The 26,707-nt window shown below is 56.8% G+C and carries 24 protein-coding genes and 1 pseudogene; 19 read left to right on the top strand and 6 right to left on the bottom strand.

The window, feature by feature from the left end; translation table 11 throughout:
* Positions 1 to 183: 183 nt before the first annotated feature.
* From PMI03_RS00940 to PMI03_RS00930, 3 genes are all read left to right on the top strand, one after another.
* Entirely contained in the window at positions 184 to 1,695 is a 1,512-nt protein-coding gene (locus PMI03_RS00940; protein WP_007688972.1) for an ATP-binding protein, read from the top strand.
* Entirely contained in the window at positions 1,695 to 2,336 is a 642-nt protein-coding gene (locus PMI03_RS00935) for a response regulator transcription factor (RefSeq protein WP_007688971.1), read from the top strand. Before PMI03_RS00940 ends, PMI03_RS00935 begins: the two co-directional genes overlap by 1 nt.
* A gap of 80 nt (positions 2,337 to 2,416) precedes the next feature.
* Positions 2,417 to 2,785, top strand: coding sequence for a response regulator transcription factor (locus PMI03_RS00930; RefSeq protein WP_007688968.1), 369 nt, complete (start codon positions 2,417 to 2,419; stop codon positions 2,783 to 2,785).
* Between the two features lie 182 nt (positions 2,786 to 2,967).
* Here PMI03_RS00930 and PMI03_RS00925 read toward each other — a convergent pair whose 3' ends face one another.
* The gene (locus tag PMI03_RS00925) at positions 2,968 to 3,684 is read right to left on the bottom strand and encodes an IS6 family transposase (RefSeq protein ID WP_039973580.1); all 717 of its coding nucleotides are present in this window, start codon (positions 3,682 to 3,684) and stop codon (positions 2,968 to 2,970) included.
* Here PMI03_RS00925 and PMI03_RS00920 point away from each other — a divergent pair.
* The 7 genes from PMI03_RS00920 (at position 3,671) to PMI03_RS30670 (ending at position 11,035) form a co-directional block, all read left to right on the top strand.
* Positions 3,671 to 4,078: a hypothetical protein gene (locus tag PMI03_RS00920; RefSeq protein ID WP_374190907.1), complete on the top strand. Its 408-nt coding sequence runs from the start codon at positions 3,671 to 3,673 to the stop codon at positions 4,076 to 4,078. The genes PMI03_RS00925 and PMI03_RS00920 overlap by 14 nt on opposite strands.
* Entirely contained in the window at positions 4,078 to 4,557 is a 480-nt protein-coding gene (locus tag PMI03_RS00915) for a chemotaxis protein CheW (RefSeq protein WP_007688964.1), read from the top strand. Before PMI03_RS00920 ends, PMI03_RS00915 begins: the two co-directional genes overlap by 1 nt.
* Positions 4,558 to 5,784: 1,227 nt before the next feature.
* Positions 5,785 to 6,909, top strand: coding sequence for an LLM class flavin-dependent oxidoreductase (locus PMI03_RS00910; protein ID WP_007688960.1), 1,125 nt, complete (start codon positions 5,785 to 5,787; stop codon positions 6,907 to 6,909).
* Positions 6,910 to 6,919: 10 nt separating this feature from the next.
* On the top strand, positions 6,920 to 7,531 hold the full coding sequence (locus tag PMI03_RS00905; RefSeq protein WP_007688959.1) for an NADPH-dependent FMN reductase: 612 nt from the start codon (positions 6,920 to 6,922) through the stop codon (positions 7,529 to 7,531).
* Between the two features lie 61 nt (positions 7,532 to 7,592).
* Positions 7,593 to 8,018, top strand: a complete 426-nt coding sequence (locus tag PMI03_RS00900) for a heme-binding protein (RefSeq protein ID WP_007688958.1) — start codon at positions 7,593 to 7,595, stop codon at positions 8,016 to 8,018.
* A gap of 11 nt (positions 8,019 to 8,029) precedes the next feature.
* On the top strand, positions 8,030 to 9,781 hold the full coding sequence (locus PMI03_RS00895) for a CocE/NonD family hydrolase (RefSeq protein ID WP_007688957.1): 1,752 nt from the start codon (positions 8,030 to 8,032) through the stop codon (positions 9,779 to 9,781).
* 441 nt (positions 9,782 to 10,222) lie between these two features.
* The gene (locus tag PMI03_RS30670; protein ID WP_234907804.1) at positions 10,223 to 11,035 is read left to right on the top strand and encodes a TetR/AcrR family transcriptional regulator; all 813 of its coding nucleotides are present in this window, start codon (positions 10,223 to 10,225) and stop codon (positions 11,033 to 11,035) included.
* A 315-nt stretch (positions 11,036 to 11,350) separates the two neighbouring features.
* On the opposite strand, the gene PMI03_RS00885 is transcribed toward PMI03_RS30670, so the two are convergent.
* Positions 11,351 to 12,634 carry an aromatic acid/H+ symport family MFS transporter gene (locus PMI03_RS00885; protein ID WP_007688948.1) on the bottom strand — a complete coding sequence of 428 codons (1,284 nt, stop codon included), beginning with the start codon at positions 12,632 to 12,634 and terminating at the stop codon, positions 11,351 to 11,353.
* A 202-nt stretch (positions 12,635 to 12,836) separates the two neighbouring features.
* A complete protein-coding gene (locus PMI03_RS00880; protein ID WP_012649187.1) occupies positions 12,837 to 13,289 on the bottom strand; it encodes a MarR family winged helix-turn-helix transcriptional regulator in 453 nt (150 codons plus the stop codon).
* Between the two features lie 215 nt (positions 13,290 to 13,504).
* Between PMI03_RS00880 and PMI03_RS00875 the strand changes: the two genes are divergently transcribed.
* From PMI03_RS00875 to PMI03_RS00855, 5 genes are read left to right on the top strand one after another with little or no spacing between them, the layout of a single operon-like run.
* Positions 13,505 to 14,038, top strand: a complete 534-nt coding sequence (locus tag PMI03_RS00875) for a flavin reductase family protein (protein ID WP_007688946.1) — start codon at positions 13,505 to 13,507, stop codon at positions 14,036 to 14,038.
* Between the two features lie 10 nt (positions 14,039 to 14,048).
* A complete protein-coding gene (locus PMI03_RS00870; RefSeq protein WP_007688945.1) occupies positions 14,049 to 15,281 on the top strand; it encodes a flavin-dependent monooxygenase in 1,233 nt (410 codons plus the stop codon).
* 50 nt (positions 15,282 to 15,331) lie between these two features.
* Entirely contained in the window at positions 15,332 to 16,312 is a 981-nt protein-coding gene (tsdA, locus tag PMI03_RS00865; RefSeq protein ID WP_007688944.1) for a gamma-resorcylate decarboxylase, read from the top strand.
* Positions 16,313 to 16,314: 2 nt separating this feature from the next.
* Positions 16,315 to 17,199 carry an intradiol ring-cleavage dioxygenase gene (locus PMI03_RS00860; RefSeq protein ID WP_007688943.1) on the top strand — a complete coding sequence of 295 codons (885 nt, stop codon included), beginning with the start codon at positions 16,315 to 16,317 and terminating at the stop codon, positions 17,197 to 17,199.
* The gene (locus PMI03_RS00855; RefSeq protein WP_007688942.1) at positions 17,199 to 18,269 is read left to right on the top strand and encodes a maleylacetate reductase; all 1,071 of its coding nucleotides are present in this window, start codon (positions 17,199 to 17,201) and stop codon (positions 18,267 to 18,269) included. The genes PMI03_RS00860 and PMI03_RS00855 overlap by 1 nt, the downstream gene beginning before the upstream one ends.
* Positions 18,270 to 18,629: 360 nt before the next feature.
* Here PMI03_RS00855 and PMI03_RS00850 read toward each other — a convergent pair whose 3' ends face one another.
* Positions 18,630 to 19,070: a group II truncated hemoglobin gene (locus PMI03_RS00850; protein WP_007688941.1), complete on the bottom strand. Its 441-nt coding sequence runs from the start codon at positions 19,068 to 19,070 to the stop codon at positions 18,630 to 18,632.
* A 190-nt stretch (positions 19,071 to 19,260) separates the two neighbouring features.
* Between PMI03_RS00850 and PMI03_RS00845 the strand changes: the two genes are divergently transcribed.
* Complete coding sequence (locus tag PMI03_RS00845; protein ID WP_007688940.1) at positions 19,261 to 19,728, top strand: MarR family winged helix-turn-helix transcriptional regulator; 468 nt, start codon at positions 19,261 to 19,263, stop codon at positions 19,726 to 19,728.
* 75 nt (positions 19,729 to 19,803) lie between these two features.
* Entirely contained in the window at positions 19,804 to 20,922 is a 1,119-nt protein-coding gene (locus PMI03_RS00840; protein ID WP_007688938.1) for an FAD-dependent monooxygenase, read from the top strand.
* Positions 20,923 to 21,338: 416 nt separating this feature from the next.
* Here PMI03_RS00840 and PMI03_RS00835 read toward each other — a convergent pair whose 3' ends face one another.
* Entirely contained in the window at positions 21,339 to 23,273 is a 1,935-nt protein-coding gene (locus PMI03_RS00835; protein ID WP_007688935.1) for a methyl-accepting chemotaxis protein, read from the bottom strand.
* Between the two features lie 314 nt (positions 23,274 to 23,587).
* Here PMI03_RS00835 and PMI03_RS31415 point away from each other — a divergent pair, with 314 nt between their 5' ends.
* Positions 23,588 to 23,824, top strand: coding sequence for a hypothetical protein (locus tag PMI03_RS31415; RefSeq protein ID WP_141685915.1), 237 nt, complete (start codon positions 23,588 to 23,590; stop codon positions 23,822 to 23,824).
* Between the two features lie 45 nt (positions 23,825 to 23,869).
* Positions 23,870 to 23,961 (top strand): annotated as a pseudogene (locus tag PMI03_RS31965) (IS6 family transposase); the annotation flags it as partial.
* 270 nt (positions 23,962 to 24,231) lie between these two features.
* Here the strand turns inward: PMI03_RS31965 and PMI03_RS00830 are convergent.
* Entirely contained in the window at positions 24,232 to 26,685 is a 2,454-nt protein-coding gene (locus PMI03_RS00830; RefSeq protein ID WP_007688933.1) for a glycoside hydrolase family 3 C-terminal domain-containing protein, read from the bottom strand.
* Positions 26,686 to 26,707: the final 22 nt, after the last annotated feature.

Genomic DNA, 26,707 nt, shown 5'->3' with positions numbered 1-26,707 from the left:
GTCATCCCCATCGAGATATCGGATGTTCGTCTAGGTCACCCTATACTTGAGTATAGGATGGGCAGCCTCCCAAGAGTGTTTAAAAGCGCGTCGGAGATCATGCGTTGGGGAGCGACTTGATATTGGTGGTGGCCAACCGGCTGAGCTAATATGCCAGTTCAATTGCTCCGCTCGAGGAACGGCATGTCACGATTGATGCAAGTCGCCGCAATACTCATCGCTGTTGCGATATTCCTTCTCGACACATTGACCAACTATGACATCGCCATCGCGGTTCTCTACGTAAGCGTCGTGCTGCTGTCGCTCAATTTCACCGGCCGAACCGGATTATTGCTGACCGGCGCTGCATGCATCGGGCTTACCGTGCTGAGCTATCTGATCTCGCACGGCATTGATTTTACCTCAGAGCCCCTCGGGCGCTGCTGCGTCAGTCTTGCCGCGATCGCGATCACCACATTCCTCGCTCTCAGGGTGAAGGCGACGATCACCGTGCTTGGCGAAAGCGAACAGCGCTATCGAACCATCTTTCTGGCGACGGGCGTTGCCATCCTCGAAATGGATTTCACGGATCTCAAGGTAGCAATCGACCGGCTGAAAATGGACGGCTTTCCGAGTATCGATGTCGTCGCAAAGTCAGAGCCCGATTTCGTCCAGAGGGCCATGAAGCTGATGAGGTTGACCAACGCCAACAATACCACGCTGACAATGTTCAACGCCAAAAGCATCGAGGCCTTCAAATCGGAACTGCCGGCCCTGATTGGCAGCCAGATGGAGAGTTCGATCTGGAGCCTGCTGGATGCCATCTGGAAGGGCAGGCAGACACACGAATCCGAAGTCACGATGAACGACATGGATGGCGGCCGCCACACCGTCCTTTACAATGTCGCGATGCCTGCGGACCGCCCAGCCCTCGATCTGGTGCTGATCAGCATCATGGACGTCACAGCCAGGCGTGAAGCGGAAAACGGACTTCATGCGGCACAGGCCGAGCTGGCACACGTAACGCGCGTGGCAACACTCGGCGAACTCACCGCTTCGATCGCTCATGAGGTCAATCAACCGCTTGCTGCCGTCGTTACGAATGGCGAGGCCGGGTTACGTTGGCTCAAACGTGTTGAACCCAATCTTGATGAAGTCGCAGCCTCGATGCAGAGGATGATCGCCGATGCCCGGCGGGCGGGCGAAGTGATCCGACATCTGCGGGCGCTATCAAGTAAAACCGATTCACAAACCGTGCCGGTCGATCTCAACGAAGTCATTGAGGAGACCATAGAGTTGGTCCAGCGCGAGATTGCGAGCCAACGCATAAGGCTGCGCCTTGACCTTGCGAATGACCTGCCTGCCGTTCTCGGCGACCCGGTGCAACTCCAACAGGTTACCATCAATCTGGTTCTCAACGCCATTCAGGCAATGAGCGCGCAGGGCCGTGGCAGGCGTGAGCTTTCCGTGATGTCGTCTGGCGATCATGAAACAGTGCGCGTGAAGGTCTGCGACACCGGGCCGGGATTTGCGTCTGGAGAGGCAGCCAATCTCTTCAACGCGTTCTATACGACAAAATCCAACGGGATGGGCATGGGCCTGTCGATTTGCCGGTCTATCGTCAGCGCCCACGGTGGTCGCGTCAGCGCAATTTCGGATCCGGTCAATGGGACGAGCTTTGAATTCACCATTCCAGTTCAAGAGGGGACTGCGTGATGACCGAGACCCTACCATCGATGGTTTTCGTCATTGATGACGACGCCTCCTTGCGCGATGCGCTCAGCAGCCTCTTTCGGTCGGTTGGCATACAGGTCGAACTATATGGCTCGCCGTCCGAGTTCCTGGCGCGGGAACCGGTCACGGTTGGCGAGAGCTGTCTTGTGCTGGACATTCGCTTGCCTGGCGTCAGCGGGCTGGATTTCCAAAATCAGCTTTCCAAGCTCGGCAACACCATTCCGATCATTTTCATGACCGGTCATGGCGACGTCCCGATGTCCGTCAGGGCGATGAAAGCCGGAGCGCTGGATTTTCTGATCAAACCCTTTCGCGACCAGGATATGCTCGATGCAGTATCAAACGCTTTGGCGCTTGATCGCGAACGTCGGGCTACAAAGGAAACGATGTCCGTCTGGAAGGCACGCTATGAAACTCTGACGGCACGAGAGCGCGAAGTCATCGCCATGGTCACCTCCGGCCTCATGAACAAACAGATCGCCGGCATGCTCGGCGTCAGTGAAATCACCGTCAAACTCCACCGCGGTCACTTGATGGAAAAGATGGGGGTGAGGACATTGGCTGAACTGGTCAAAATATACGAACTACTGCGTCCAGGCCTGAAAGATAATGCCTCCGCCTAGACCTTTGTATGATTCCGTTCTGCCTCCCGAAAGCGCATTTTAAGTTCATGAAAGGATGCGGCGCTCAAAGAGGAAGTCGTTTGTCTCAATCAAAGCTCATCGCTATCGTTGATGACGACAGATCTGTGCGTGACGCCACGGAAAATCTCGTTCGATCTTACGGGCTGAATGCGCGCACATTTGCGTCCGCTGAATCCTACCTGGCCGCGGCACGGGATTGCAGCGTGGATTGTCTCATCACGGATGTGCAGATGGATGGCATCGGTGGCATGGAATTATTTCAGATTCTACGCGAGTTCGGGATTACGACACCGGTCATATTTATCACGGCTTTTCCCGATGAGCACATAAGCAAGCGGGTGATTGCGGCAGGTGCCGTCGCTTTCCTAGGCAAGCCTTTCGAGAGCCAGACATTGATTGATTGTATTGAACGCGCGCTGACGCATTGAGGGATACTGAAGTCAGGCAAGTATTCCGCCCTACAGCGTTTCAAGTTTCGACGGAAACGTATCCTGAGTTTGAGAAGTAGTTTGCACATTCATCTGGCTTGATGGTGTCTGTGCGGTACCCAAGATGGGACCCTATTGCAAAAAAACGAGAGTGGGTGCGGAACGGGATCGTGGTTGCTGCTTCAGACAGGGTAGACCCCGAACTGCCTGTTGATGAGACGCACTTCTCCCATGACGCCGCCCTCGTATTGCCAGAGTGCTGCCTGTCCTTTGCGGAGTGCATTCATCACCTCGAAGCCCTTGAGCGTGGCATAGGCCGTCTTCATCGACTTGAAACCGAGTGTCGGTTTGATCAGCCGCTTGAGCTTGCCGTGATCGGCTTCGACAACATTGTTGAGATATTTCACCTGTCGATGCACCGTTTCTGCCGGACATTTGCCGTCAACCTTTAATTCAGCGATCGCAACGCCATAGGCTGGCGCCTTGTCGGTATTGATGGTCAACGGCTTTTCCCAGTCGTTCAAGCCGGCGAGCGCTTTACCCAGGAAGCGTTTGGCAGCTTTGGCGTTACGGGTCTGCGACAGGTAAAAGTCGATCGTGTCGCCGTATTTGTCGACGGCCCGGTAGAGGTAGACCCACTTGCCCTTGACCTTCACATAGGTTTCATCGACCCGCCAGCTGCGCCACATCGACGGTCGCTTCCAGTACCAACGCAGGCGCTTTTCCATTTCCGGCGCATAATGCTGAACCCAGCGGCAGATCGTTGTGTGGTCAACATTCACCCCGCGTTCGCACAGCATGGTTTCAAGATCACGATAGCTGATGCCGTATTTGCAGTACCAACGGACGGCCCAGAGGATCTCGTCTCCGCAAAAATGTCGCCACTTGAAATCGTTCATTGAAAAGCCCGATGCAAAAAAATCCACGCCAGATCGCGCAGTCATCAGGTTTTTGCAACAGGGCCACGCGATCGCCACCGCGGCGAAAGAGCAGTCGACGGGACTGGCCGAAATCAACACTGCAGTGAACTCAATGGATCAGAGTACCCAGCAGAACGCCGCGATGATGGAACAATCGACAGCGGCGGCCTCGAGCCTGGCGCTTGAAGCGGGCAAGCTGCGCGACCTCGTCGAACGCTTCAAACTTGACGGCTCCGCCACCCAACCGCGCGCTGCCGTCCCGACGAGCCGACCGGTCGCCTCGCCCGCGCGCGCACTCGGAAGCAGGCTCGCCAGTGCCTTCGGCAGCAGAGCCGCAACAGCTGCAGCTGCTAAAGAATGGGAGGACTTTTGATGCCTGATCTTCAGCATTCCGGCGAGCCGCGCTCGAGTAGGGCTCCGGAAATCATTGCCTTCCACCTCGGTGACCAGCAGTTCTGCATCAAGACGACCGTGATACGAGAAATCCGCGGGTGGGCAGCGGCAACGCCGCTGCCTCAAGCGCCACCGCATGTTCTCGGTGTGATGAACCTGCGTGGCTCCGTCATTCCCGTTATAAACTTGGCAGCGAGGCTCGGTGTGTGCAGTGCTGTGGATACGAGTCGTAGTGCAATCGTTGTTGCCGAGGTCGGCGCAAACATCGTTGGCCTGGTCGTTGATCGAGTCTCTGATATCCTGTCGATCAGCAACGAACTGATCCAGCCTGTTCCTGATCTAGGCGCCGCATTCGATCCCGCCTTCTCATACGGCCTCATCCCTCTCGAGCAGGGCATGGTTTGCTTCCTGAACCTCGATCATATGTTCGCAAACCTCGGCCTGGCGGACGCCGCCTAGCAGCGCGCCTGCTTTTCCATGCAAAGCGTGTCCATCACCGGTAAAACCAAGGATGAATAGTAAAATGTCGCACCCTATCGTATTTCCACAGCATGAACCGATCTGACCACCCGGGTCCCATAAGAATGCTCCGTCAAATGCAACGCAAGATGCAGCGATTCAGCAAGCGCTGGAGCGTAAGCGCGACACGATGGTCCAAGCAGCCAACTATTTGGAGGCGCTCTACGCGAGTCTACACCGACAGGTCCTTGCTGGATCGCACTTGTCGCTCGTTGCCGAGGACTTTTCATCAAGTTCAGCTGAGACTGCATAAGCCCGGTGGAGCATTCCAGATTGCAACAATCTCGATTGGCCAGATGGGCCATATCTGCAGTATGCCAAAGAACCTGCCTGCCGACTTCGTGTCTTCAGAATTGTAGGAAGGCGGAAGTTTCGCCTTCGCTAAAGAACTCGCCGAAAAGCGCGAGACACTGAGCACATTGGAAGAACGTCAGGCAACGAATGCGATCGAGGTGACAGGCTTGTCGAGTTCGGTCGCAAAGTACATGAACTGGTCTTTGATATTGCGGAAGGTCACATTATCCTTGGCCGGCACCACATTCGCCATCATCTGGCGAATGTGTCTGCTTTAGGTTGGTCCGCTCTGTGCTGGATAACTGCGAAAATCCATAGAGCCTAGAGAAGCCGGGACGGCATTCAATGTTGTGACCACGATGATATCGATCCCGGCCGCCAGTCAGTGCATGGCGAACTGCCACATTTCTTGATCTTGAGCCCCTCTCGCAGCAAGTCCTCGATCAGTTAAAGGCGTCAGCGGCATTGGAACTCTCGACCAGAGCGGGTGTCGAAAAGGGATTCCTGAACTCCAGTCTTTTCGCCCTCGTCTCATTATCGATTTGGTCAATCTAGGCGATGAGAGAGTTTTTGACCCCAAATACCGCATCGTCCGAGAGGTAAAGGCAATCGGGTGCCAAGATGGGCGAGCTCATGCGGCAGAATGACGGCGTGCGTCTCAATAATGGTCTCAAAAAATAACTTGATACGATACCGTCTCGTATAATATGTTTATCTCCAAGGCAGAGGAGGCGAGGAGGCTGTCCTTGCCATTGGCGATCTCAGACGGGGAGGTTCGAGATCAGCAGCAGCCGACGCTCATCATCTAAAAAAGTGATCTGACGAACCATCAGCAGTTCGACTGCCGGTGCTTAGACAAAGTGGAGGAGTCTAATGGTAAAGTCTTGGTTATTCGACATTTTCAACTATCCCTATGAGCCGACTGCCGAGGGGTTCGATCCGCAGCTGTGTCAGGAAGTCTACAACTGGCACCTGGAGTCTTGGGAGTTGGCCGAGAAGGTCGGCTTCGAGGGCATTATGTTTAGTGAACATCACTATACAGCTTACAACCTCAGCCCATCTCCCAACCTGCTGATTGCCGCGACTGCCCAGCGTACCAAACGCGTGAAGCTTGGTGTCATGATCAACATTCTTCCGATGCACAATCCAAGGCGCGTCGCGGAAGAATGCGCAATGCTCGATTATTTGACACATGGTCGCCTCGAGATCGGCGTCGGCCGCGGCGTCGACCAGAAGGAGTTCAAGCGCGAAGGGATCCCGATGGAGGAGGTTCGCCCTCGCTTCGAGGAAGGGATGGACTTCATGATGAAGGCCCTCGAGAACAAGGTCTTCACCCATAAGGGACGCTACCTCAATTTCGAAGAAGAAACGACCTTGTGGCCGCAGCCTCTTTCCCGGCCGATCAGGCGTCCGTGGATCAGCGGGCTAAGTCCGGAGACCATAAGCTGGGCGGGAACGAACGGTTACCGGCTGGCGACGGCCTTTCAAGCCACTTCAGCGATTAAAGATGCATTTGCGTCATATTATGAAGCTGCTGACGCGGCCGGCAAGCCGTCCGGCCCCGAAAACACAATGGTGCTGCGACAAGTGTTCTGCGCGGAGACCGATGAGGAAGCGCGCGCCATCGCAGAGCCTGCGCTCAATCATATATTCGCCCTCTACCGCGAGGCCGTCATCTTTAAAGACCTCGACCATGTACCGGATAGCTTCGAATTCTATTCGAGCTTTTTCAAGCCGTTCACCGGCTCGGGACCAATCAGTTGGGAAGTCCTCGATGAGCTCGGCATCTTTGTGGTCGGCTCACCCTCCACCGTGAGGGAAAAGCTCATCAAGCAGGCCCGTGAGCTCCATACGGAGAACATACTCATGTGGGGATCGTTCGGCACCCTGACCGCCGAGCAGACCATGAACTCATACCGGCTGCTTGGCCGCGAGGTAATCCCCGCACTTTCCGAGCTGTCCGTGGCGAGGGAACCCGAAATTGCTGCGGCACAGTGAGGAGGTCTCCATGACGAGCAGCTCCAACCACGATCCCCGTCCCTTCATCGTCGGGCTTGGCGGCACGACAAAAGCAGAATCCTCGACTGAGAAAGCGGTGCGGATCGCCTTGCGGGCCGCCGAGGAGGCTGGCGCCAGAACCAAGATGTTCGATGGTCACTTCCTGGCCCGCTTGCCCCACTACGCTCCGGAAAGCCAGTCTAGAACGATGGACGAGCAAAATTTCGTGTCCGCCGTTCGCAAGGCAGATGGCGTCATCGTTGGAAGTCCCGGCTACCATGGCGGGATCTCCGGCTTGGTCAAGAATGCGCTGGATCTTCTTGAAGACACGGCGAGCGATGATCGCGTCTATCTGGAAGGTCTGCCGGTCGGGCTGATCGTTACCGCCTACGGTTGGCAAGCAACGGGAAGTACGCTCGCGCAGCTGCGAGGCATCGTTCACGCGCTACACGGCTGGCCGACCCCACTGGGTGCAACGATCAAATCGTCGGGTGGCGTATTCACCCCCGATGGCCAGTGTACCGATCAACAAGCCGCGGCACAGCTGGCGATGGTCGGCCGGCAGGTCGTTGAGTTTGCGACATGGCGGGCTGCAGCACAGGCCAGGCAAAGCGTGGCCTGATCGTCCCTTCGCGTTGAAAGAAGCCATCTCAACAGAGCCTCATGCAGAGGAGTTATTTGCAATGAGTAAGACATCGATAGTGCGAGAAGCGTTTGCGATCAGCCTCGAAACCGCAACTCGGCTCGTATCGGCAGCCATAGCGTCTGAGGAGCGCCAAAGCATTCCCATGTCCGTGGTTGTCGTCGACGCGGCCGGTCAGCTGGTTCATGCCAGCCGGATGGATGGCGCCACGCTGCTGTCCTACGAAGTCGCGCAGCGCAAGGCCTGGACAGCGGCGATGACCGGGTTCGACACAGACGGCGTACGTCATTTCATTGAAAGCGATGCCGGATCACTGAGATCGATGCCGCATTTGCCAGGCTTCAGCGTGGTCAGCGGCGGACTTCCCATCATCGTCGACAAGCGATGTGTCGGAGCAATTGGCGTTAGCGGTGGCCCCGCCCCCATCGATCTGGCCGTCGCCAAGGTGGCTCTGGAAAGCTTGTAGGAGGTTCAAGCATGTACTCGACGAAATGGACCACGTCTCCACGTGAGCATGACGTTATCATCGAGCGCAATGTGCGGATCCCTATGTCCGACGGCGTCTACCTTGATGGTGATATTTTCCGACCCGCCTCTGGAGACTCATACCCGGCGATACTTGGCGTGCACGCTTATGACAATGCGATGCAAAGCACTCCGACGATGCCGCGCGCAATGCAGGGCAAGAACGCCCAGGCAGAAGCGGGAGATCCTCAATTTTATGCTCGCCGCGGCTACGTGCATGCGATCGTCAATGCGCGGGGTACCGGTCGATCGGAGGGGCTCTACAGCCACTATGGGCCGCGCGACGTAGAGGATATTCGTGACACCATCGCTTGGTTGGCCGAGCAATCCTGGTGCGATGGCAATGTCGGCATGTTCGGCGTGTCGTATTTTTCAGTGGCCGCCAAGCAGGTCGCAGCCACAAATCCGCCGGCGTTGAAGGCGGTCTGGGGCCAGTATGGCTACACTGACTTCTACCGCGATAAATTCTATCACGGCGGCATTCTCGCGCATACATTCCTCACCTCCTGGGCGAAGCACCTGGCGGGGGTGCGCATTGATCCCTGGTCTCGCCGAAACTTGGGTGAGGAGGAATATTCGCGTCGGCTCACCGCGCTGCGTGCCAATCGTGACATCATGGCAGTTCCTGAACTGGCGGCAGCCGTTCGCGAACCCGACGCTGGGCCAAATCCTATCATCCTTGATGTGCTGCTGAACCCGGAAGACGGACCATATTGGCAGGAGCGCGCGCCAAACCTTGAAGCGATCAAGGTTCCGATCATGCTTGGCGCCTGCTGGGGTATGTACGGTCTCCACCTCCCGGGCGAGTTCCGGGCATGGGAAAGGATCACAGCTCCCAAAAAGATGATTGTCGGCCCGCCGATCTATCTCGATCGCCCGGTATATCAATATGCCGAGGCCTCGTTGCGATGGTTTGATCACTGGCTCAAGGGCAATGACACCGGCATCATGGATGAGCCTCCCGTGCAGCTTTATCTCATGGGAAGTGGCGGAAAATGGCTGGACAGCGACACCTGGCCACTTCCCCAGACCAAATGGCAGAGCTTTTTCCTTCATCGTGACGGGTTGCTCAGCGAGCATGAATTTTGGCCCAACGAAGGTGCTACATCCTTCGAGGACAACACGTTTAATGCGCGTGGTGCCATTGACTTCACGACGCCTCCCTTGGTCGAAGAAACTGAAATCGTCGGTCCTGCCAAACTAACGGTCTACGTATCGTCGAGCGACGACGAGGTGCTGCTGTTCGCGAGCCTGTGGGATGTCGACGCTGATGGTGGTCAGCGTATCCTCACCCGTGGTTGGCTTCGCGGTACCCTTGCAGATATCGACGGTGACTTGTCAAAACCCTGGCAAGTGCATTATCGGCATAAGGAGCGCACGGTCGTTGAGCCCAACGTGCCGCAGCGATACGAGATCAACCTTATCGGGACGGCGAACGTCTTTAAGGCAGGTCACCGCATCCGGCTGCGGATCAGCGCATCCGACGAAGAGACCCCGGAAAGCTTTCTCCATCTCTTGGCGCAAGGCCATCTCCTGCGGCAGAGGCCGTCATGGATTTCCATCCACCATGATGCAGACCATCCCTCGGCGCTGGATCTGCCTATCATAAGCGGAAATCGAATTGGCACATACATCTCAGGCGGCAAATCGGAACGAACTGCGGGAGCCGGCAGCTCAGAGAAACGGGGTTGGGATCGGTGGTAGCTGTCCGTTCGCAAGGACGCAGTGCGACATAAAATCCACCCTCGCCGTAAGATGGCCCAAGAGCGCCCGTTGCTGTGTATGCCTTCAAACTCGCAGCACGTCTGTGGGTTTTCGCAGTCCTCACTCAATTCGAGCGAGGCTGTATCGCCATGGGATGTTTAAGAAGCGCAATGCGGCGCGTGTCGGGCGGGCTGCTGGCGCTGCTTTCGATGTGAATGGTAATCACGGCTTCAAAGATCCATCTGCGCGCGATTTCGGCTACGTCTCGTCCGCCACCTGACATCGGGCTACCCGGAAACCCGTGGTATTGGGAGCTTCACTGGCCTGCACTCCTGCAGCGCTTCCAGTAAGGTGACGAAGGCGCGAAATAAAGCTGATCTCTACCCTCCCACCGGGGCATTGCCCTTGGGCCACCTCTATCATTAGAGAGTTCTATTGTTCATGCTAACCATGCTACCAGGCGGCATGATGGCGCTTGCGCAATTTGGCCCGGTTGCTATGGCTTTGAAAGGGGTAAGGGGTCATCGCTGGGTCGTCAGTCCCAAGCAAAGAACAGTGCGGCGTTGCGACAAAGCGGCGTGTCCGAAAGAGTGCTTGATGGAGCGTAGTGCCATGACCATAAAACCAAGAGCTAAGCGAAAATCTTGGTCGGAGGATGATCCGCGCTTCGAACGGATGGCAGAAAAACGCGCGTTAATCCTGGAATCCGCCAAGGCGGTGTTTCTCTCGGAAGGCTACGCCGCCGCCAGCATGGAGCGAATTTCAGCTCACGCCGGCGTTTCGAAGATGACGCTCTATCGTCATTTTAAGGATAAGGAATCGCTCTTCATCGAGACGATCAATCAGCAATGCGGGGCAATTTACCAGTTTAGCCAGCACAAGCCCGCTGCCTCGCGCGACGAGGCCGTGATCGAGCTCAAGCGATATGGCGCCGCTTTTATCGACGTGGTGATCGCGCCAGACATTCTGGGTTTGTATCAGACGCTGTTAGGCGAGATGATGCGATTTCCAGATCTTGGACGAATGTTTTTCGACATCGTGATCGCCCGTTCGATAGAAGCAATTGAGCGTATTTTGTCGGGCATCATGCCGCCCAATGAAGTTGCATGGCGAGCACCCGCCTTCATGCACCTTGTCATGGGCGATAGTTACCAAAGGCTTAGCCTTGGAAAGCTGAGCTATGATGAATGCCGCCGCCGCTGCGTGTCCGAGATCGACAAAGCCGCCAGGCTTATAATCTGCGAGCTCAGCTAAAGGCACGGCGACGTGCACGCCCGATCATTATCGCTTTAAGACGGTTCGGTTGCAGAACGCCAAACGCCGCCGCCACAGCAACTTCCCATCCAACAGATCGCCGCCGTGTCTCCGAACATGGCCGGAATATCTTGTGACGCCACGATACGGCCTGCCAGTTCGGTGACCCGCCCGTTGCCGGCGAAGCCGCGACGCGTCATTGAGTTCCTACGCGAGAGGATAGGACGGCCATGAAGAGATCGAGGCAGCCGGAGCCGGGTGTCTCCGACAGCGTAGCCGAGCGATCGATTGCTGATCGCCAATGAGTTGGAGCAGCTAGCGCTCCCCATTCGAATACAACAGGGTTGTCAGGGCGAGTACACAACCGACCGCGCCAACGCCGGCAAAGATATAGAAGTTCCACTGTGGTGCGAGTCCACTACCCAAGACGGCACCGCCGATCGCAGGCCCAGCCATGCCGCCGATACGGCCAATACCAAGTGAGAAACCGAGGCCTGTTCCGCGGATCTCGACGGGGTAAAGGCTTCCGACCAAAACGTTCGCCAATATTTGTGTGCCGATCGTGCCGGTTCCCGCAAGCGCGACGAGGCCGTAGACCTGCAGTCCTTGCTCCATTTGGGTCAACAACCAGATCGCGCAAGCGCCTAAGAAAAACATCCCGGCCACAACCATTTTGACATTGCCTCGGTCAGCGATCCGCGCGCCGATCAGCAGCCCTACCCCCGCGCCGATATTGAGCGTGACCGCGAAGAACAGCGCCGACCCGATATCGTAGCCCATGCGGTTCATAATCGTCGGCAGCCAATTGACCATGCCGAACGTCAATAATAGCGAGCAGAAGTGAATCCCCCAGGCGCTGAGTGTAGGAAACAGGCGTCCATCCGAGAAAAGTGCCGGAATACCTGTCCTGTAGCTATTGGCAGGTTTGGGCAAGGGATTTGGCAAACCGAATTGGTTAGCGATGAAATTGGCTTCGGCCTGACGGTTCTTTGTTGCAAGCCATTCCGGAGATTCAGGAATGAGGCGCAGGAAGAATGGCAATAGCAAGATCGGCGCGCCACCGATAATCATGAGTGGACGCCAGCCATAGGCTTTAAGGAGAGCCATGCCCAAAAGACCCGAAATGACGCCGCCAATCAAATAGCCGAGCAGTGCGACCGAATAGGCCATAGCCTTTCGCTTCGGCGGAGAGAATTCGATGATCAGTGCGGTGACTGTCGGGAAAAGGGCGCCAAGACCCAATCCCGCCAGAAAGCGGGTTGCTTCAAAGGTCGCAAAATTTGGTGCGAGTCCGCTACCGATCATCATGACTGAGAAGCTGACCAAGCTACCGATAATGACGTGCCGCCGACCTATCTTGTCGGCGAGTGTGCCGGCGACAAGGGCGCCAAGCAGCATGCCGAACAATGTCAAGGAAGCGGCCCGTCCGGCAGTAACGGGCGTGAGCCCCCAGCCGGGCTCATTCAGAAGCGCCGGGACAACCGCCCCGTAAACAATCAGATCGTAACCGTCAAAAAGTATCAAGAGACCACAAAGAACGATAATACTGTTCGCGCTTCTGACGCGTGCCTTGGCAACACCCAGATCCTGTATGGCCATTGTTCCCTCCCCATAATTTTGAGTACAGGAGCCCGTTCCCGTCACTGCCGGGCCGTATCGCTCGCTTGTACAAATCCTCCAGGATCGTTGTCGGCGCGGTTCCTCCCAGCGCCAGACCCTTGCCCGCTCAGCGGCCAATGTCAGGACAACGACTACCTGCCGATTAATACTTGCTAGTAAAATATTTGCAACTGCAAACTTTTCAGTCCGCAGGCTTTCCTTTCGAGGAGATTGCCGAGAGATTAGCGTGCATTCGACGCAGCGCACTCTTGAGCGCCCGAACTTCCTCTTCGGACAATCCTTGAACGGCAGTGCTTTCAAGCTCGACCGCCAACGGCATCAGCCGTTCCGTCAAAGCCTCGCCCTGCTCCGTCAACCGGACGATGACGATGCGACCGTTGTCTTCCGGGCGCGTTCTGGAAACCAGCTTACGCTTGGCAAGGTTGCCGACAAGCCGCGAAAGGGTCGAGATCTCGACCGAAACGACATCTGCCAAATCACCCAGCGTGCTTTCCCGACGCTCCCTGAGCATCGCAAGAACGCGATACATCGGAACGCTGATATTATCTTCCGCAATGCGCTGCGCGAACACTTCCGCAATTCGGACACCCGCACGGTTGAGGAGATAGGGAACAGAATCGGTGAGTTTGTACATATCTTTGTCTGTCGGCAAAATGTTTGAAGCGCCGCATGTCAGTGGTTCGCTGCCATAGGACATGCACCTATATTGCTGAGAAGACAACAAGATTACCCAATTTGCGGGCATAAAAGTCGCCGGTGATCCCCCACTTTCAACTCCATCAAATAGATTTGCATTGACAAAGGTTGCATTTGCAATAATTTGTGGGGAAGGAGACACGGGAGGAAATCATGTCTGCTACTGCTGTCCTCGACATTAAGCCCGCCCCCATCAGCGACGCATTCCGCGCGACGATGCGCCGCTTCCCGGCGACTGTGACGGTTATCTCGGCCTGCCGAAACGGCGTTGACCATGGAATGACGGCAACGGCGGTCACGTCCCTGTCCATGGATCCACCGTCCCTGATCATTTGTTTGAATAATCGCACGTTCCTGCACGACATGTTGCTGGAGGTGCGCGAATTCGCAGTGAACGTCCTCACCAACAGCCAGGTCGCATTGTCTGAAGGGTTCAGTGGCAAAGTTCCACCGGAAAGGCGATTTGAGGCGTCCGACTGGATACGCCATGAGCGTGGAATGATGGTTCTCGGTTCGGCGCATGCCTCGGTCGTTTGCCACCGCACGGGCGCCGTTCCATACGGCACGCACACCATCTTCATCGGCCAGGTGGTCGACACCCAGCTATCAGACGGCACGATCCCTCTGATGTACGAGAATTCGAACTACTGCGCGCCACAGCACGCGCTCCTTTCCCCGCAAAACTGAAGGCAGATTCATGTCTACGAAAACCGCTTCGTTTCTCGCCTCACGGTGGGCAGAGAATGCACGTCTATCCGACCGGGTAGCTCCAATCCTGGAGGAGATCCGGAATAATGCCCGCGACACTGAAAAAGCCGGTCGCGTTCCCACCCGCAATATCGAATTGCTGCGAGAAGCAGGTTATTTCGACATTGTGAAACCCGCACGTTTCGGTGGCCGGCAGGGTTCTTTTACCGAACTTGTCGATGCCAATATCGAAGTCTCGGCCGCTTGCGCGTCGACCGGCTGGGTTGCGGGCCTCCTGTCAGCCCATCAATGGCTAGTGGCCATGTTCGATGAACGTGTGCAGCAGGAGGTATGGGAGAGCAACCCGAACGCTTTGATATGCGGATCCTATGCACCCGTGCGGATGGCCGAGCGTGTGGATGGTGGCTTTCATCTTTCCGGCGACTGGGCATTTGCGAGCGGATGCGAGAACGCGGATTGGGCGCTATGCGCGGCGGTCATACCAGCGCGAAATGAAGGAGATCGCTCCGGCCCTGCCTTCCTGCTCGTTCCTTCCGGCGATTACACGATCGCCGAAACCTGGGATGTGGTGGGGCTTGCCGGCACCGGGTCCAAGAGCCTCATATTGAAGGACGCCTTTGTTCCAGAGCATCGTATCTTGAGTTTCTCGGATGCGACCAGCGGGAAAACACCAGGCGGTTCCGGTTACAAGGGTGTTGGCCTGTTCAACATCCCGCTGTTGATGGGCATTCCGTTTTGCCTTGGCAGCACCGCCATCGGCGCTGCCAAGGGCGCACTGACAAGCTATCTGGATCAAATGGGCAACCGGGTGACCCGCGGTGCCGTAGCAGGCGGCAACAATCGCGTTGCGGAGTTTCCGACCATCCAGCTTCGCGTCGCCGAAGCATCGGCCTTGGTAGATGCCGCACGCGAAATCGTACTGCGCGACGTTGCGCGCGCCCAGGAACTTGCGCAGGCAAGCGAGGATGGCAAGGGTGAAATCACCGAAGAAAACCGGCTTCTGGCTCGCAGAAGTCAGGCCTTTGCGGTCACCCTCGCCTTGCGCGCCGTGGAGGCCCTGAACGCTTCAACGGGCGGCCTGGGCCTTCAGATGTCAAACCCGGTCCAGCGTGCCTGGCGCGACGCCAATGCCGTCGGGCGGCATATCTCGATGAACTGGGACACGGTTGGAACGATGATCGGCCAACACCTGCTCGGTCTTGCGCCGAAAGGCCAGTACTGAGCGGACAACATCCAAAATTCTGCAAATTGAAACAAAAGATGGAGGACATTATGCAGGGCAAGATCGCGCTTGAGGAACATTTTGCAATCCCGGACACACTGCAGGATTCGGCAGGATTCGTACCAGGCGACTACTGGAAGGAACTATCTGCCCGATTGCTGGACATTCATGAACAGCGTCTGATGCAGATGGACGCCTATGGCATCGAGAAGATGATCCTTTCGCTGAATGCCCCGGCAGTGCAGGCCATACCCGATAAGGCCAAGGCGCTGGAGATTTCACGGCGCGCCAATGATTTTCTGGCGGAACAGTGCGCCAGAAACCCAGATCGGTTCCTCGGGTTTGCCGCCCTGCCACTCCAGGATCCCGACGCAGCCACGGCAGAACTGCAGCGCTGCGTGAAGACGCTCGGCTTTGTCGGCGCTTTGGTGAATGGCTTTTCGCAAGAAGGCGACGGTGTGACGCCGCTCTATTACGACCTTCCGCAATATCGGGGCTTCTGGGCCGAGGTCGAAAAGCTTGCCGTGCCCTTCTATCTTCATCCACGCAATCCGCTTCCACAGGATTCCCGCATCTATGCCGGCCATCCATGGTTGATGGGTCCCACCTGGGCCTTCGCACAGGAAACCGCGGTCCACGCGCTTCGGCTGGTGGGATCCGGCCTCTTCGATGACCATCCCGCACTGCGCATCATCCTTGGACATATGGGCGAAGGCCTGCCCTATATGATGTGGCGTATCGACAATCGAAACGCCTGGGTTAAGGTGGCACCGAACTACCCGGCAAAGCGTCGGATTGCCGACTACTTCAACGAAAACTTCTACATCACGACATCAGGCAACTTCCGGACACAGTCCTTGGTGGATGCAATGCTAGAAATTGGCGCCGACCGCATCTTGTTTTCGACTGATTGGCCGTTCGAGAATATCGACCACGCCTCCGATTGGTTTGATACCGCCACGATATCGGAAGCCGACCGCCTCAAAATTGGCCGAACGAATGCGGCAACCCTGTTCAATCTGGAGAGTTGAGAATGGGCACCGAAAGCTACCCGCTTTTTACCGAGGCGCTCTCGGATGAAGTCGTCAATGCCCGGATGGGAGAGGACACCGATCCGCGCTTGAGGCAAGTGATGGCGGCGGCCGTGCGCCATCTCCATGCTTTTGTAAAGGAGGTCGAACCAACCCACGAAGAATGGATGAAGGCGATCGAGTTTCTGACCAAGACGGGACATATGTGCACCGAGTGGCGGCAGGAATTCATTCTGCTGTCCGACATTCTCGGCGTGTCGATGCTGGTTGACGCAATAAACCACCGCCGTCCTGATGGCGGCACCGAAAACACCATTCTCGGCCCATTCTATGTTCCTCAGGCACCGCAGTATGAGCGAGGCGTCGATATCTGTCTCGACGGCAAGGGCATCCCAATATCAGTGAAAGGCAGCGTGCTCGACACGCAAGGCCATACCATAGATGGCGCGAAGATCGACGTGTGGCAAACCAATGACGATGGTTTCTACGACGTGCAACAGCATGGAATTCAGCCGGACTGGAATCTGCGCGGCGTCTTTACCTCGGATGCAGCCGGAACCTACCGTTTCCGCTCGGTGAAGCCCCGAGATTACCCGATACCGGACGACGGCCCTGTCGGCCAATTACTGCATGCTCTCGGCCGTCACCCGAACCGCGCGGCACATATCCATTTCATCGTCAGCGCGCCGGGATATGAAACGATCATCACCCATATCTTCTCACCGGATTGCAAATATCTGCGCCAGGATACGGTGTTCGGCGTGAAAGAGAGCCTCATTGCCGAGTTCCTTCCGATGAGCGGCCCGGGTGCGGGAGAAGAGGCGGACATGTCCGGCGACTGGTTCTCGGTCAATTGGGATTTCGTGCTGATGAAGAAGGCATCGTGATGGATAATTTTGTGTACAACGGCCTGCCCAGCCGTGTGATCTTCGGCGAAGGCACGCTTGGTGCTGTTCGAGATGAGGCTGTCCTACTTGGAATCAGCAAGGCGTTAGTTCTTTCGACGCCGCAGCAGATTGCGATGGCGGAGCGTGTCAGTGATCGCTTGGGCGAACAGACGGCGGGCATATTTAGCAATGCCACGATGCACACACCGGTACCCGTGACGGAAGAAGCGCTGACCGTTCTGACGGCGCGGGACTGCAACGGCATCGTCTCCATTGGCGGCGGCTCGACGACGGGCCTCGGAAAGGCGTTGTCGCTGCGAACCGGGTTGCCTCATCTTTGTATCCCAACGACCTATGCCGGTTCGGAGATGACGCCGATCCTGGGCGAAACCGATAATGGTCGCAAGGTCACCATTCGAGATATGAAAGTATTGCCAGCAGCCGTTGTCTACGATGTGGAGCTGACACTCGGACTTCCAGTTACGATGTCCAGCGTTAGCGGAATGAATGCAATCGCCCATGCCGTCGAAGCGCTTTACGCACAGGATCGCAATCCGATTATCTCGCTGATGGCAGCGGATGCCATCGAAAAACTCGCCAATGCGTTGCCCGCAATATGCGACAATCCCTCCGACTGTTCTGCGCGCCGTGACGCGCTTTACGGCGCCTGGCTATGTGGCGTTTGCCTCGGTTCCGTCGGCATGGCACTTCACCACAAGCTTTGCCACACGCTGGGAGGAATGCTGAATCTTCCTCACGCCGAAACCCATACCGTCATTCTGCCTTTCGCGCTTGCCTTCAATGCACCTGCCGCTCCTGACGCGGACGCAGCAGTTGCCAAGGCACTCGGCACAGAAAAAGGATTTATCGGCTTGCAGCAACTCGCACGGCGTCTGGGATCGCCGACGTCCCTTCGCGAACTCGGGGTTCCGTTTACGACATTGGAAGCCGTAGCGGAGGAGGCCATGGCGCGACCCTATTGGAACCCGCGTGTCCTCACCTACGATACTATCCTCGATCTGCTCCGGGCCGCCTGGAACGGAAGCGACCTCACGGCAAGAGGTCTATGATGCAAATCGCCTATGCTCGATCTGGACAGGTTGGCGGCAACGGAGCGAATAGTGCTTTGCGCTAAGGCTTCGGCGCCTTGCCGCCAAGCAAGGCATGTGCCCCCGCCAGCCCCGCTGGATGCCTGGCAAAGAGCTTAGGGCAAGGTAGTGTAAATTTGCGCGAAACATTGACCCCGATGAAAATCCGGCAACGATTTGAAATTAATAGAAAAATTAAGCTATCTGCGGGGGGGGCATGACCGATGCCGGTCGTGCCCCCCCCCTGCTAGTCCGGAAAACCAGGTCTATCTCGGTCGTTTAAGCGCCCCCTCGCCGGGGCTATTTTTCGATGCCTTTCACGCCGGACTTTGTCGTCTGACCTCAGTGCTCATCGACGAGTGGCTTCGGTGCCTCCACATAGCCAAGCTGCGCCAGCGCCGCTACAGGTGAAACGTTGGAAAACGCCATGGTCGACCGGCTGGTTCCTTCCAGATACTGGCCGAACGTGGCGACCGCATATTCGGGAATTCCAACCTCGCGCGCCGAAGTCAGCATGAGTTGGACCCAGCGCGCCCGCTGCTTCTCGCTGATGGACATTCCGACGTGCTTGGCTAGCAGAAAACGCAGGTCGCCTCGCTCTTTGAAATAATCGGTCGGCCCGCCGAAGTTGGCATCGAAGTAGCTGCCGATATAAGCGGCGTGGTCGAACTTTCCAGCAAAGAGCTTGCCCAGAAGGTCGTCTGCCATGGCTTTTTTAAGAAATGTTTCCGTCAACTGGCGGATCTTATTGTGGCCACCCATGGCCATGTACAAATTGTTCATTCTGACCTCAAATTTTCAGACCGATGTAAGCGCTGCCTATGAGCGACCCCGGCTCTCCGGGTATCTTCGAAAAATTATCGCTTGCAGCATCCGATACACATGATATGTATGCATGCACATGCAATTACAAGAGGTGATCGAGGTTTCGCGCGCGAGACGTCGCTGCACCGCTCAAGGTGCGGACAGGGCAATGTCGGACGAGCTTGACGATTATGAGGATTGCACGAGAGCCTTCAATGCTTTCATGGGTGCAAGTGCGGCCATCTTGGCTCGCGTGACCCAGGCGCTCGACGAGCATTTTTCTCTCAGCATAAACGAATACAATGCTCTGGCTTGCCTAGACGCCGGGGGCCAAGAATCTCGGCCATTGATGGCGATCTGCGAGGCCGTGCGTCTCAGCCAACCCGCCATCAGCCGCCTTGCCGACCGTCTCGAACACCGCGGATTGATCGAACGGCAATCTGGACTGGAGGACCGCAGGAATGTCTGCATCCAGCTAACCACCGACGGGCGGGCGCTGCTTCACCGCGCAATGCCGGTGCACGCCGCAGCTGCACATGAAACCCTTTTCAAGCGACTGACCTTGCACGAACGAGAAGTCTTCCGGAAAATCCTGATGAAACTGGACGCAACAAACGATGACGACGGCAAGAGCTAGCCCTCTCTTGGTGGATTATGCCCTACTGCCTGATTTCACAATGACCGGGCCGAATGTTCTGAAAATGAAAAAGCGATGAGCGGCACAAACCCTCAAATCACAATCATCGGCGGGTCGTTGGCCGGCCTCACTGTGGCGCTTGCTTGCGCGGCGAGAGGTGTAGCCGTTCATGTTATTGAACGCTCCGCCCGGCGCGTACACGGCGGCGACAGTCTGACCGTTGATCTCGATGCCCTTGCGGCTACCGTCGGTCATTCGCCGCGTGCACACCCGATTTTGCCTGTGGTACCCGCCTATCGGCCCCTGACGACTTGGTCTGCGCTATATTCCTGGCTCTATGATAGGGCTGCAGTCGCTCCCGGCATTACCCTCGAACAAGGCAAGACCGTCGCCTCAGTCACGGATCTGGGCGATCGGGTGCAACTTTTCTTTACCGACGGAACCGAAAGGATTGTCGATGCGGTTATCGGCGCGGACGGTTATCACAGCCTAGTTCGCCGCGCGATTGCTCCAGACGCACCGCTGGCCCGCTATGCTGGATATGTCGTGTGGCGCGGGATTGTCGAAGAGCAAGACCTGTCACGCCCCGTCCACTGGCCGACGGACGGCGGATTATGGATAGAGTTTGTTGGTGGATATCGCCTGGTGGCAGCAACACTTCCCGGGCGCGACGGTTCAGTGAAAGTTGGACGCCGCCAAATCACCTTCGCATGGTTCGATGTGCATCAGGACGAATTGCTCCGTCGCACCAACTGCCTGACACCCGAGGGCTACATTGTCGGAACACTCGCGCGTGGTACGATTGAAGAGAGTGTCCGGGACGATTTGATCGCACGCATCCCAGCGCTTTGGCCCGAAACTTGGGCCGAGGCGGTGGCTCTCGGTGTCCGCTCGAATGCCGCATTGAGCGGTGCTCCGATAGCGGAGTACAAGCCTGAGCGCTTGGCGCGCGGTTCGTTAGCCATCGCGGGTGACGCTGCCCACGCCGTTTCACCCATGACAGGACGCGGCTATGCAACCGGGGTCGAGGATGCTGCCGTGTTGGCCCAGTTGCTGGCAGATCGCGCCGCAAACGAACCGATTGCGGAGACACTGGCCCGCTACGAGTCGGTGCGCTTGCCCTATGTGCGTTCGCTGGTCACGCATTCAAGGCGAATCAGCGCTGACTTTCTTCGCTATGCATCGACGGCCTGATCATGCTTGGGCCACGATGAGAGTATGGAACCGACCTGCGCGGCGCGCGTCCACTATCCTCATCCTGCTCTGTCAATCGATGGCCATGACAAATATCTTGCTTAGCTGCCCGTCGGTGGCTTCATCGACAAGCTTCGACTGGCGCCGCAATCTTCAGTAACCGTGTCAGCCTCAAGAAGCGTCAAGCTGTTCAGCCTGCTCTTTGCGTCCGACCTAGTCCGCGCCACGCTCGGCTCGGTCTTCGCCGCTGGCCTGAACTGGTCTGCGCCTGAGAAGTGATCCTTTTTGAACTATGGCTTAAACGCCGAAGGAAGACATAAGTGGAAGAGACGGAATAACGTTTGCGATTATGATCTCTACTATTCTACACCTGATGCGATCAGCATCTGCAAAGGCAGATGCTGATCGCTTTCCAACTAAAATTCAGCCCAGGATTGGGCGGCAGCTGCTGTGGCGGCTTGTCCTCCGAAAGCACGCGTCAGCGTTCCGGCAAGCTTGCGCGCTGGCGACGGTGCCGGCACATGGTTCTTCTGCGCCAGTTCGATAGCAGCGCGCGTAGTATGGCCACGCTCACTGATCTTGAAGCGGCTAAGGAGATTGAAGAGGGCCTCAGCTTCTTTCGCAAGGCTATGGCTGGCGGCGTTCGATTCCTCCACCATGGCAGCATTCTGCTGCGTGCTCTGATCGATGGCGTTGACTGCCTGGTTGATCTCCTTCAGGCCCGTCGCTTGTTCTCGCGAGGCGTCGATAATCGCTGAAACGTTCAGATTGATGTCCTGTACTTGATGGCCCATCTGCTCAAGCGCCTGACCGGTTTCTCCGACGAGTGTCACGCCGTTCTTCACTTGCTCGCCCGAGGCATTGATCAGGCTCTTGATCTCCTTGGCAGCGCTGGCCGAGCGTTGCGCCAACTCGCGAACTTCCTGCGCAACAACCGCGAAGCCCTTGCCAGCTTCTCCGGCGCGAGCAGCTTCCACGCCAGCATTCAGGGCGAGAAGGTTTGTTTGGAAAGCAATATCGTCGATGACGCCGATGATATTGGAAATCTCGTTCGAGGATGTCTCGATCTCACCCATTGCTGCGATGGCACGACGGACGACCATGCCAGATTTCTCCGCATTGTCGCGCGTGACCTTGACGAGCTGTCCGGCTTCATCGGCGCGGCGGCTGGAATCAGCAACGGTCGTGGTGATTTGCTCAAGGGCAGCTGCGGTCTCCTCGACCGAAGCCGCCTGCTGCTCCGTCCGCTTGGAAAGATTGTCGGCTGCCGCCTTGATCTGGCTGGAACCGGCCGTAATTATTTGGGCGTTCTGGCCGACGATACGCAGAGCATCCTCAAGTCGTTCGACCGCTATGTTGAAATCGCCACGAACGGAATCGAGCTGTGGTGCGAAGGCGGCATCGATGCGATGCATGAGGTTACCATTTGCAAGCTGACCGAGACCACCGGCAAGCGTGTCGACCGCGAACTTGATCTCTGCCGCTTCTTTGGCGCGGAGTTGTTCCCGCTCGATTCGCTCCTGTTCGGAAAGTGTGCGATTGGCTTGCGCTTCTACTTCGAGACGTTGTCTCTCCTGAGCGTTGGCCCGGAACACATCGACCGCGGCGGCCATCTCACCGATCTCATCGGCGCGACCGGCATAGGGGATCGACTGCTGGGTGTTGCCCTCAGCAAGGATTGTCATTGCACCGGTGATCCGCTGGATTGGGCGGGCTATACTGATAATAACAAAATAGATCGAACATAGAACGAAGAGACCCAGTAAGCCGACCACGATGAACGTGATAGTGAGTGAAGTATGGAATGCTGACTGGCTTTGCTCATAGGCTGCCGTTGCGCCACTTTCGTTCAGTACGACAAGATCGTTTACGGCGTTCTGCAAGGCAGTTGCCGCTGGCACCATGTCCCCGTTGAGAACGGCAGCCGCCTCGGCATTTCTGTTTTCGCGCGACAAGCTCAGCAATTTCTCGCCTCCGGCAAGCCAGCTATCGGCCGCCATGCCCAGCTTCTTCCAGATAACGCGCTCGTCCTCCGAAGAGATCAACGGTTCATATTCGGCAAACTTCTTCTTGAATTTCTGAGCCATTTCAGTGACCTTTTCCTGTGCCGTTGCCTTGGCGCCAGGCTCGGAGGCGAGGATATGGTTCCTAAAGGCGATCCTGACCTCCCCCATGCTGAGCGCGATATTTTGAGCAACCTTGACACCGGGCAGTGTGTTCACCGCCAGATCACGCAAGCTTTCGTTTGTCGTTTCAAGACGATCTATCGCGTAGAATGCGAAGGCGCCGACGGTGATTGTAAGAATGGCGAAAATCAAGATAAGGGAAGTTTTGATATTGGGGCGTTTCATGATGCAGTCTTCAATGCTCAGAACAGGAAGTCTCATGTCTCCCATGCGATGGATGGAAAATGTCCGACGACAGATCATTTCGACGGAGGGATAAGTGGTCGCTGTAAACTGCGCTATCTCTGACAGGACTCTGCCCGCGTTAAATATCTTTTACCTATGATGCGTTGATGTGAGCGGAGTTGCATGACCGTTCGTTTCCCTAGTATTGGGAACATAGTGAAGACGCCATTTTGGGGTAAACCGCGCGTTAATTTTCAGCTTCGGTCCGAGGGGCGCGTCATTTTAAATCGGATAGCGGCTACCGATTGCGAAATGTGGATAGCCGACTGACGCTCGTGGCGCGCCAAATGCTTTGGAATAAAACGGCTAGTAAACTTGTGATAACAGGACTCAATTTTTTAAAGGAGCGCATCGAAGGCAACGCACCCAATTGCGTCTCAGAGCAAATCAATCGCCACCTTCCTCACTGGTTTTGTGGCAAACATTTCACCGGCTTTGCAACCTATATGGTGATGCCGGAGATTTGGGCTGAAGATGAGCAGACAGGCTGAGTTTCCCGATCGTGGTCGATTTCAAGGCGTCAGTGTCCGAAAGCGATGTTTTTCTACGTCAGATACGCCGCCTCCTATCGTGATTTGGAAGAGATTCGGACGATCGCGGCGTTGCCGTTGACCACGCGACACTGAGCAGCAGTTTTCGACCGGCGGCCAATCCGCATCTCAGCAATTTGCCGCGCTCGCTGCATAACCGTGCCCAGCCAGAGCCACTCCTCAAGGCTTGCCAAAAGTTTGCGACTGAGCCGTTGCGCGACGTTCATCGACAATTGCTGCCATGCGAGCGTGGAGCATGAAACGGGCGCCTCGGCCCCGCATATTACTGGCCGAAAAGCGGAGTTCGCCCGCCGCACTTATCACCCTGATCTGGCGCCTTCCTGTTCAATCAGCTCGCTCCGGCAAGACTAAGGTCGTTCTTCATAGTCATCAGCGAGACGAACGACCACCTTATGTTTCGCGTCGGTAGCACTGGCCGCCAACACGAGTTCGTACCTGCCGGCCTGAGCAACGAACGCTCCGGCATCCACGTCATAGTAGCTAAGATCTCTGGATGAGATAGTAAGTGATACCTTACCAGAACGACCCGGCTCCAGGTGGATCTTTCCAAATGCCCGCAATTCCTTGTCGGGTCGATCGACGTCGCTCTCGAGCGCGCGGACATAAAGCTGCACGACATCGGCGCCAGCGCGCGCGCCAACATTCGTCACGTCGACGTCGACCGTTATGCCATCGTCCATCATGTCGTGCGATGACAAGTACGGTTCGCTCCATTCGAAACTGGTGTAGGCGAGCCCAAACCCGAATGGAAACAGCGGAGAAATGTTGCGCGTGTCATGATGACGGTATCCAACATATATGCCCTCGGAATAGCCGACATGGCCGTCCTTACCCGGATAGGTTCGCCGGTCTTCCGTTATTGCCGAATTGTCCGTAAGGGCATGCGGAAAGGTCTGCGGGAGGCGGCCGCCGGGGCAGGCTGCCCCCGAGAGGATATCCGCAACACAGTTACCGAGTTCCTGGCCCGGATACCACATTTGCAACACGGCAGAGACATCGTCGAGCCACGGCATGACGACCGGGCCTCCCGTCTGAAGAACGACGATCGTGCGCGGATTTGCGGCTGCCACTCGCTTGATGAGTTCGTCCTGACGACCAGGCAATCCAAGGTCGGGGAGATCAAGTCCTTCGACATCCCATTCGCTCTGGCGGCCTGCGAACACGATTGCCACGTCGCTGTCGGCAGCCAAGCGGACGGCTGCCTCGAGCGCATCGTCGCCAAGAGGCTTTTCGACGCCAAACCGGAGAGCGCTGAAGGAGATTCCTTCCTGTGGAGTAACCAGCGACCGGAACTCAACAGTGATCGCGTAGGTTCTGCCGGCTTTGAGAACGAGTGGCTTTCGCACCTCCGAATTGCCGAGGCCTGTAAAGTTATCGCCATTCGTCCAACCGTCGTCCGAGTTGACGATGAGTTCGCCGTCAACGAAGAGCTTGCCGAGCCCTGCAGTCGTCAGGCTGAGAATGTGCTCGCCACTTTCTTCAGGCGTGTAGCTCCCGGAAATACGGGCTGAGAAATCGTCGCGGTCTATGCCCTCGGGCATGTCTCCAAACCACCAGACCTCGCCAGACGCTGTTTCGGGTTGCGCAACGGCCGGTCCCTTCCAATCCCTGTTTTTGAACAATTCAACCGAAAAAGGACCGGGAAAGACGCGGATCAGGCGGTTATTCTGCGCACCGACCGAATGGGCGAATTTCTCTGAACCAAATGCTTCGCGTAGTCCTTCGAGCGGACTGATCCTGTAATGGGCATTGATCTGTGCACTTCCGCCGCCCATCACCCGTGCTTCGGCCGCGTTGGGACCGATGACGGCAACACGTTTCAACGCCGTGAAATCGACCGGCAAGACGCCGTCATTCTTCAGCAGGACTGCACCTTCATTGCCGAGTTTGCGAATAAGGGCGCGATGTTCGGGACGATCCTCTGCACGTTCTTCGTGCATGGAAGGATCGGTAAACGCGCCGAGCCTTTCAAGGAGGACTAGGACCCGGCGTGCCGAGACCCGGACGGTTTGCGGATCGACCTTGCCCTCTTGGACGGCCTGGATCAGCTTCTCACCGCGGTCTCGGTATGGACCTGGCATCTCAAGGTCGAGGCCGGCATTGACGGTCTCAACTGTTGTGTGCGAACCAAACCAGTCGGACATGACGATGCCCTCGAACCCCCATTGCTCTCGCAGCACTTTGGTAAGGAGCCACTTGTGCTCGCTCGTAGGGGTGCCGTTGAGCCGATTGTAGGAGGACATCATGGCCATCACCTTCGCGCGCTTGACGGCCGCCTCGAAGGGAGGGAGGTAGATCTCTCGAAGCGCGCGCTCGTCGATATCTGACGACATCGTGTAGCGCTCGACCTCGGACTCATTGCCAACGAGATGCTTGATAGTGGCTGCCACACCTTCACCTTGCAAGCCGTCGATGTAGCCGACGGCAATCTCCGACGTCAGATGTGGGTCCTCCGAATAGCACTCAAAATTACGGCCATTTAGTCCGGAGCGTTGAATGTTCACAGTAGGGGCGAGCACAACCCGCGCGCCCTTGCTCTTGGCTTCTTCTGCCAGTGCCTTTCCCATCTCCCGGACAAGATCGGTGTTCCAACTTGCGCCAAGGGAAATTGCCGCAGGAAAACATGCGGACTTTATCCCGCCGACGAGCGAGCCGCTGCCCCGCGCGCCGTTCGGACCATCGGTCACCTTGATCTTCGCAACACCAAGCCGCTCGATAGCGGCCGTTGTCCAGAAGTCGGCTCCGGAAAGCAGTGAAACTTGCTCCTCCAGTGTCATCCTGTCCAATAGATCGTCGAGCATGCCGCGATACCTCCGGTAAAAT

It is taken from the genome of Rhizobium sp. AP16 (assembly GCF_000281735.1).
Taxonomy (GTDB): domain Bacteria; phylum Pseudomonadota; class Alphaproteobacteria; order Rhizobiales; family Rhizobiaceae; genus Rhizobium; species Rhizobium rhizogenes.
This window is presented reverse-complemented; position numbering and strand designations above follow the sequence as displayed.

What these genes read in the sequence shown, in the direction of transcription:
- PMI03_RS30670 (WP_234907804.1), top strand. Translation starts at nt 10,223, where the DNA reads ATGCTAACCATGCTACCAGGCGGCATGATGGCGCTTGCGCAATTTGGC.
- PMI03_RS00880 (WP_012649187.1), bottom strand. Translation starts at nt 13,289, where the DNA reads ATGTACAAACTCACCGATTCTGTTCCCTATCTCCTCAACCGTGCGGGT.
- PMI03_RS00870 (WP_007688945.1), top strand. Translation starts at nt 14,049, where the DNA reads ATGTCTACGAAAACCGCTTCGTTTCTCGCCTCACGGTGGGCAGAGAAT.
- tsdA (WP_007688944.1), top strand. Translation starts at nt 15,332, where the DNA reads ATGCAGGGCAAGATCGCGCTTGAGGAACATTTTGCAATCCCGGACACA.
- PMI03_RS00925 (WP_039973580.1), bottom strand. Translation starts at nt 3,684, where the DNA reads ATGAACGATTTCAAGTGGCGACATTTTTGCGGAGACGAGATCCTCTGG.
- PMI03_RS00830 (WP_007688933.1), bottom strand. Translation starts at nt 26,685, where the DNA reads ATGCTCGACGATCTATTGGACAGGATGACACTGGAGGAGCAAGTTTCA.
- PMI03_RS00910 (WP_007688960.1), top strand. Translation starts at nt 5,785, where the DNA reads ATGGTAAAGTCTTGGTTATTCGACATTTTCAACTATCCCTATGAGCCG.
- PMI03_RS00860 (WP_007688943.1), top strand. Translation starts at nt 16,315, where the DNA reads ATGGGCACCGAAAGCTACCCGCTTTTTACCGAGGCGCTCTCGGATGAA.
- PMI03_RS00905 (WP_007688959.1), top strand. Translation starts at nt 6,920, where the DNA reads ATGACGAGCAGCTCCAACCACGATCCCCGTCCCTTCATCGTCGGGCTT.
- PMI03_RS00885 (WP_007688948.1), bottom strand. Translation starts at nt 12,634, where the DNA reads ATGGCCATACAGGATCTGGGTGTTGCCAAGGCACGCGTCAGAAGCGCG.
- PMI03_RS00940 (WP_007688972.1), top strand. Translation starts at nt 184, where the DNA reads ATGTCACGATTGATGCAAGTCGCCGCAATACTCATCGCTGTTGCGATA.
- PMI03_RS00850 (WP_007688941.1), bottom strand. Translation starts at nt 19,070, where the DNA reads ATGAACAATTTGTACATGGCCATGGGTGGCCACAATAAGATCCGCCAG.
- PMI03_RS00935 (WP_007688971.1), top strand. Translation starts at nt 1,695, where the DNA reads ATGACCGAGACCCTACCATCGATGGTTTTCGTCATTGATGACGACGCC.
- PMI03_RS00845 (WP_007688940.1), top strand. Translation starts at nt 19,261, where the DNA reads ATGTCGGACGAGCTTGACGATTATGAGGATTGCACGAGAGCCTTCAAT.
- PMI03_RS00875 (WP_007688946.1), top strand. Translation starts at nt 13,505, where the DNA reads ATGTCTGCTACTGCTGTCCTCGACATTAAGCCCGCCCCCATCAGCGAC.
- PMI03_RS00915 (WP_007688964.1), top strand. Translation starts at nt 4,078, where the DNA reads ATGCCTGATCTTCAGCATTCCGGCGAGCCGCGCTCGAGTAGGGCTCCG.
- PMI03_RS00835 (WP_007688935.1), bottom strand. Translation starts at nt 23,273, where the DNA reads ATGAAACGCCCCAATATCAAAACTTCCCTTATCTTGATTTTCGCCATT.
- PMI03_RS00895 (WP_007688957.1), top strand. Translation starts at nt 8,030, where the DNA reads ATGTACTCGACGAAATGGACCACGTCTCCACGTGAGCATGACGTTATC.
- PMI03_RS00900 (WP_007688958.1), top strand. Translation starts at nt 7,593, where the DNA reads ATGAGTAAGACATCGATAGTGCGAGAAGCGTTTGCGATCAGCCTCGAA.
- PMI03_RS00855 (WP_007688942.1), top strand. Translation starts at nt 17,199, where the DNA reads ATGGATAATTTTGTGTACAACGGCCTGCCCAGCCGTGTGATCTTCGGC.
- PMI03_RS00840 (WP_007688938.1), top strand. Translation starts at nt 19,804, where the DNA reads ATGAGCGGCACAAACCCTCAAATCACAATCATCGGCGGGTCGTTGGCC.